At 50.2% G+C, this 1,290-nt stretch carries 1 protein-coding gene; it reads right to left on the bottom strand.

Features of this window, described 5'->3' with window-relative positions; genetic code table 11:
* Window positions 1–1,290: DUF927 domain-containing protein (locus tag Xbed_RS18650; RefSeq protein ID WP_139837550.1), on the bottom strand; the 1,290-nt coding region annotated here is incomplete at both ends.

Genomic DNA, 1,290 nt, shown 5'->3' with positions numbered 1-1,290 from the left:
TCCAGCCAGTGATATGGGTTGCCAGCTCTCCAACGGCATCCAGTAACGCGAAACGCATGGCAACGCGCTTGACTTGCGCTGAGGCTTCTTTTGGCAGGCCATCAAGCCATTCTTTTTCTTTACGGGCGGTCATTTCGATTGCCTGCTCCTGATACTCAGACAGCCATTGAACCCATGCCCGACCCGCTGCACCACAATAGCGTTTGGATTCACGCTTAATAGCTCTTGCATGAGCATCACCATCATCATAGCCATTGAAACATGCCGTATCAATAAAGGGCACACTGAGCAGCCTGACAAGCTGCCCGGCTTTTGGGGTGATCCCGCCTTTTATCAGAAACGTTTCTAAATCTTCTTCGCCTGTCGAAAGGGCAGCAATCTTCCAGCGGATCACTGCACGGTTCCCACCTTCCCGTTTCCCCTGAATTTTGCCGACACCGTTAAACAGACTGTAGGCACTGTTAGCGACTTCTTTCGGGTTAGAACTTTGTCCGATTTCGTCAATCGGCATAAAACCATCGTTACGGGCTGCGGCTTCATTGTTTAAACCGTGGTTAGTGCCGTGCCACGATAATTTAAGTTCTTCGGGATCACCGTATAAGCTGCTGGCAGCCTCAACGGTAGTAGTTTTCCCTGCTGAGGATTGCGCGAATAAATGCACACCAAAGCAGTTACCACCTGTCAGTGAGTTAAGTGGTGCAGATAATCCCACCAGTACGCCCAGCATCATTGAGCGGTTGCCTTGCAGTAATGACGCAACGTGTGTTTTCCACTGTTCGGCGCTTCCCCTGACCACATAACCGGCAATGGCAGATGTGCCACCACTGAACGCCACAGGCATATAAGGCTGACCGATAATCTCACCGTCCGGCATGACATAAGCCCCACAGTGCCAGCCTGCTTTCTGTGTCACAATCCACTCACGGCGATCACCGCTGCGTTGCAGATGCTCAGCTAAAACAGGCAACAGACTATTTTTTACGGTGATGTTCATTCCCCGAGAACGCAGTCTGGCCCAGCCAACCGGCATCCCGATTTCACGGCGTGGAAGCGCTTCAACAATACATTTTCCTGTCCCTTCCTGCCGTAACTTGATAATGAGATAACCTTCGCTGCCATCATTGCCAATGCCAACGATTTCCATGTAATCGCTCAGCCATTTTTCAACTTCAACAATTTCTCCGCCCTGTTCTTTGGGTTCAACCCAGTAAATGCCGGTCTTGCGGATATCGATATGAGGTTTTAGCGGATCGTATTCTTTCTCTTGGTATTCATCTGAATCAGTGGTCA

It is taken from the genome of Xenorhabdus beddingii, from assembly GCF_002127545.1.
GTDB lineage: Bacteria > Pseudomonadota > Gammaproteobacteria > Enterobacterales > Enterobacteriaceae > Xenorhabdus > Xenorhabdus beddingii.
The sequence above is the reverse complement of the archived record's forward strand: the minus strand, read 5'-3'. Positions and strand labels throughout refer to the sequence as shown.